Origin of the sequence: Intrasporangium sp., from assembly GCF_035688975.1 — a bacterium.
Lineage (GTDB): Bacteria > Actinomycetota > Actinomycetes > Actinomycetales > Dermatophilaceae > CALMNV01.
Map to the genome: position 1 here is coordinate 1 of NZ_DASSMH010000095.1, position 4,645 is coordinate 4,645.

Below are 4,645 nucleotides of genomic sequence, written 5' to 3' on the forward strand. Positions count from 1 at the left end.
AGACGAGGTCGGGCTTGTCCTCGCGCTGCATCGGCTTGTTGGTCGGGATCGGGACCACGCCGAGGCTGTAGATCTTGTCGAACTCCGAGGCCTCGGTCAGCGCCGTGCCCGTCATGCCGGAGAGCTTGTCGTAGAGGCGGAAGTAGTTCTGCAGGGTGACGGTGGCGAGGGTCTGGTACTCCTCGCGGACCTGCACCCCCTCCTTGGCCTCGATGGCCTGGTGGAGGCCGTCGTTGTAGCGGCGCCCGGCCAGCATGCGGCCGGTGTGCTCGTCGACGATGAGCACCTCGCCGTTCATGACGACGTACTCCTTGTCGTTGCGGAACAGCTCCTTGGCCTTGATGGAGTTGTTGAGGAAGGAGATCAGCGGCGTGTTGGCGGACTCGTAGAGGTTGTCGATGCCGAGGTGGTCCTCGACCTTGGTGATGCCCGGCTCGAGGACGGAGATGGTGCGCTTCTTCTCGTCGACCTCGTAGTCGACGTCCTTCTCCAGGCGGCGCGCGAGCTTGGCGAACTCGTCGTACCACCGGACCTCGTCCTGGGTGGGGCCGCTGATGATCAGCGGGGTGCGGGCCTCGTCGATCAGGATCGAGTCGACCTCGTCCACGATCGCGTAGTGGTGGCCGCGCTGGACGCACTCCTCGATGGAGCCGGCCATGTTGTCGCGCAGGTAGTCGAACCCGAGCTCGTTGTTGGTGCCGTAGGTGATGTCGCAGGCGTAGGCCTCGCGCCGCTCCGCGGGGTTCATCTCCGGCAGGATCACGCCGACCGTCAGGCCGAGGAAGTGGTGGATGCGGCCCATCTGCTCGGACTGGTACTTCGCGAGGTAGTCGTTGACCGTCACGACGTGGACGCCGCGGCCGGTCAGGGCGTTGAGGTAGCTCGGCGCGACGGCGACGAGAGTCTTGCCCTCACCGGTCTTCATCTCGGCGATGTTCCCGAGGTGCAGCGCGGCGCCGCCCATCATCTGCACGTCGAAGGGCCGCATGCCGGTGACCCGCTTGGCGGCCTCGCGCACGGTGGCGAACGCCTCGGGCATCAGGTCGTCGAGGCTCTCGCCGTCCTCGTGGCGCTTGCGCAGCTCGTCGGTCATCCCCCGCAGCTCGGCGTCGCTCATCGCGACGAAGTCGTCCTCGATGGCGTTCACGGCCTTCGCGACGGTCTCCAGCTGGCGGATGATCTTGCCCTCGCCGATGCGGAGGATCTTGTCGAAGATGGCAGGCACGTCGGTGCAACTCCTGGAGCTGGTGGATGCGCCGCGGCTCCGCGGCACAGGCTCCGGTCATGCTACCCAGCCCGCCCACGCAGGCCGAACCGGCGCAGCGGGCGCTCCAGACAACTTCGTGTTAATCCCTATTGACATCAATATCCATATTGGTGTCAACTGCGATTGTCATGAAAACGACTCGTGCCTACACCATGGGGGCCCGCGCCCGCGCCGTCGAGGAGACCCGGCGGCGGATCGCCGACGCGCTGGTGGACCTGGCCGGGCAGAAGCCCTTCGCCGACATCTCCCTCGAGGACGTCGCGCGGGCTGCCGGCGTCAGCGTCCAGACGGTGCTGCGCCAGTTCGGCAGCCGCGACCAGCTCTTCGCCGCCGCCAGCGACCACGCGATGGCCGTGACCGCCGAGGAGCGACGGACACCGGCCGGTGACGTGGCGGCGGCGTTCCGGGTGCTCGGCGATCACTACGAGAAGGACGGACGCCGGGCGCTCCTGATGCTGGCCCAGGAGGACCACGACTCGTTCGCCCGGACGATGACCGACCGGGGCAGGGCCATGCACCGTCAGTGGGTGCGCGAGGTCTTCGCCCCGGCCACCGACGACGAGGAGGTGCTCGACCTGCTGGTCGTCGCCACCGACGTCTACACGTGGAAGCTGCTGCGGCTGGACCGCGGCCTCTCCCGCGCCACCACGCTGCGGCGCATGCAGGCCCTCGCCGAGGGGGTCCTGGGCGCCGCGGGCGTCACTCTCCACCGTGCGGAGCACGACCATGCCTGAGATCCTCTTCGTCACCTGGGACGGCGGCGGCAACGTCCCGCCGGCCACTGCCCTCGCCCGCGAGCTCGTCGGCCGCGGCCACCGCGTCCGGTTCCTGGGGCACGCCTCGCAGGAGGCGGCCCTCACGGGCGCCGGCTTCGAGTTCGTGCGGCCGGCGCACACCCGTCCGTTCTCCTCGCTCGAGGCGAACTCACCGCTGGCCATGATGGCCTGCTTCGGCGACGCCGGGATGGGCCGCGACCTCCTGGAGGAGGTACGCCGCCACCCGGTCGACCTGGTCGTGGTCGACTGCCTGATGTTCGGGGCGCTCGACGCCGCCCGCGGGGCGGGGCTGCGCTACGTGGTCCTGGAGCACCTCTACGACGGCTTCTACCGCCGCGGCATCCTCGGCGGTCCGATGGGGCTCAACCTGCGGCTGCGCCGGCTGGCGCCGCGCCGAGCGCTCGACTCGGCCGCCGCGCGGGTCCTCACCACCCTGCCCGAGCTCGACCCGGTCGCCGCGCGACCCGGCCTGCACCAGGTCGGGCCTGTCGTCGAGGTCGCCCCGCGCACGCCGGCCGAGCCGACCGTGCTGGTCAGCCTGAGCACCTTCGGGTTCCCGCGGATGACCGAGAGCCTGCAGCAGGTCGTGGACGCGGCCTCGGGGCTGGACGCCCGCGTGGTGGTGACCACCGGCCCGGCCATCGACCCCGCCGCGCTCACGGTCCCGAGCGGGGTCGAGGTGCACCGGTTCGTGCCCCACGTGGAGCTGTTCCCCCGGACCACCCTGTTCGTGGGGCACGGCGGCCACGGCAGCACCATGCAGGCGCTGGCCCACGACGTGCCCATGGCCCTGATGCCGATGGACCGGTTGACCGACCAGCCGGCGGTCGCGCGATCGGTGGCCGCGAGCCGTGCCGGCCGGGTGCTGAAGAAGGGCGCCCGCGCCGCCACGATCGCGCCCGTGCTGGCCGAGCTGCTCGCCGATGGCGCCCACCGCGACGCCGCCGCCGGCCTCGGCGCGGCGATCCGGGCGCTGCCCGGCGCCCGTCTCGGGGCCGATGCCGTGGAGTCGGTGCTGGGTCAGACCAGCGCAGAGAGCCCGGGCGCGAGGTCGCCGCGGGGCTCGACCACGACGTCGTCCAGGCCCAGCCACCCGGCCAGCTGACGCAGCTCCTCGGCGAGCTCCTGGGCGGTCTCGAGGGGGGCGGCCGGCTCGGCGTAGGCGCCCTTGACGACGAGCACCCGGCCCGGACGGTCGGCCTTGAGGTCGACCCGGGCGACGATCGCGTCGTCGAGGAGGAACGGCAGCACGTAGTAACCGTGCACGCGCTTGTCGGCGGGCGTGTAGATCTCGATCCGGTAGCGGAAGTCGAAGAGCCGCTCGGTGCGCTCGCGCTCCCACACCACCGGGTCGAACGGGCTGAGCAGCGCGCGGGCGCTCACCTTGCGTGGGCGGCGGGCCTCCCGGTGCAGGTACGCCGGCCTGGACCACCCCTCGACCTGCACCCGCACGAGCTCGCCCTCCTCGACGAGCTCGGCCACGGTGGCCTGGGCACTCGGCCGGTCGGGCGCCGGCGCCTGGCGCAGCCGGTAGTAGTCGGCCAGGCAGCGGGCCGTGGCTACCCCGTGCGACATCGCCGCCCGGCGTACGAGCTCCTTGTGGGCCTCGGCCGCGGTCGGCGTCGGCGCCTCGAGCACGTCGGCCGGCAGCACCCGCTCCGGGAGGTCGTAGCGCACCTCGAACTGCGGGGTGCGACCGGCGACCGCGACGTCGCCGACCATGAACAGGTAGTCGAGGACCTTGCGGGCCTCCGACCAGTTCCAGCCCCAGTTGTCCTTGGCGCGGGGACCGCGGCTGAACTCCTCGTCGAGGTCGCGTGCGGTCACCGGTCCCCGCTCGCGGACCGCGGCGAGCACCCGGGGCTCGAGGGTCTCGTCGGCGGTGAAGCCCCACTTGCCCCGCTGCGCGCGGTAGGAGTCCATCCGGTGCCTCATGTGCGGCCAGAGCTCGACGGGCATGAAGGCCTGGACGTGGGCCCAGTACTCCACGATCCGCCGCGGCTTCCTCTCGGCCGCCCGGCGGAGCAGCTCCACGTCGTAGGGGCCCATCCGGGAGTAGAGCGGCATGAAGTGGGCGCGCTGCAGCACGTTGACCGAGTCGACCTGCAGGACGCCGGTGCGCTGGAGGGTGCGGGCGAAGGTGCGCATCGTCGGCGCCGTGTGGCGCGGGTCGAGGAACCCCTGGGCGGCCAGCGCGATCCGGCGCGCCTGCGCCCGGCTCAGGGACTCCGTCACGCGGCGTACTCAACCACGGGCGGCTGACACTGGGGTCGAGGTCGGCACGTACGTCACCGGGTTTCGGCACGCCGGTCGCGAGCTCGTCCCTCGCTCGCGCGGCTGCTCAACCTTCCCTCCTGGTCCCGAGTGAGCGCTTCGCGCTCCCTCAGGGGAGGTCCAGGAGCTTTTCCTTGACGGCGTACATGACCGCCTCCATCCGGGAGTGGAGCTGGAGCTTCTCCAAGATGTTGCGGACGTGGTTCTTGACGGTGTTCTCGGAGATGTAGAGGTCCTTGGCGATGTCGCGGTTGTTCATGCCCTTGGCGACCAGGCGGAGGACCTCGAGCTCGCGCTCGGTCAGCCGCAGGCGCGGACCGGTGTCGCG

Annotated in this window: 5 protein-coding genes; 2 read left to right on the plus strand and 3 right to left on the minus strand. The window is 71.2% G+C overall.

From position 1 onward, the window contains the following. A partial coding sequence (locus VFJ94_RS10325; protein ID WP_325004123.1) for a DEAD/DEAH box helicase occupies positions 1-1,225 on the minus strand: 1,225 nt, incomplete at its 3' end. Between the two features lie 170 nt (positions 1,226-1,395). On the opposite strand from VFJ94_RS10325, the gene VFJ94_RS10330 reads away from it, so the two are divergent. Together VFJ94_RS10330 and VFJ94_RS10335 are read left to right on the plus strand one after the other, a co-directional pair. After that, positions 1,396-2,001, plus strand: coding sequence for a helix-turn-helix domain-containing protein (locus VFJ94_RS10330; protein ID WP_325004124.1), 606 nt, complete (start codon positions 1,396-1,398; stop codon positions 1,999-2,001). Next, complete coding sequence (locus VFJ94_RS10335) at positions 1,994-3,148, plus strand: glycosyltransferase (protein ID WP_325004125.1); 1,155 nt, start codon at positions 1,994-1,996, stop codon at positions 3,146-3,148. The genes VFJ94_RS10330 and VFJ94_RS10335 overlap by 8 nt, the downstream gene beginning before the upstream one ends. On the opposite strand, the gene VFJ94_RS10340 is transcribed toward VFJ94_RS10335, so the two are convergent. Both VFJ94_RS10340 and VFJ94_RS10345 read right to left on the minus strand, forming a co-directional pair. Further along, positions 3,064-4,278, minus strand: coding sequence for a winged helix-turn-helix domain-containing protein (locus tag VFJ94_RS10340; RefSeq protein ID WP_325004126.1), 1,215 nt, complete (start codon positions 4,276-4,278; stop codon positions 3,064-3,066). The two genes, VFJ94_RS10335 and VFJ94_RS10340, sit on opposite strands and share 85 nt — an antisense overlap. A gap of 148 nt (positions 4,279-4,426) precedes the next feature. Continuing rightward, positions 4,427-4,645: response regulator transcription factor (locus tag VFJ94_RS10345; protein WP_325004127.1), on the minus strand; the 219-nt coding region annotated here is incomplete at its 5' end.

Coding starts and splice junctions, on each gene's coding strand:
- VFJ94_RS10335 (WP_325004125.1), top strand. CDS start 1,994: ATGCCTGAGATCCTCTTCGTCACCTGGGACGGCGGCGGCAACGTCCCG.
- VFJ94_RS10330 (WP_325004124.1), top strand. CDS start 1,396: ATGAAAACGACTCGTGCCTACACCATGGGGGCCCGCGCCCGCGCCGTC.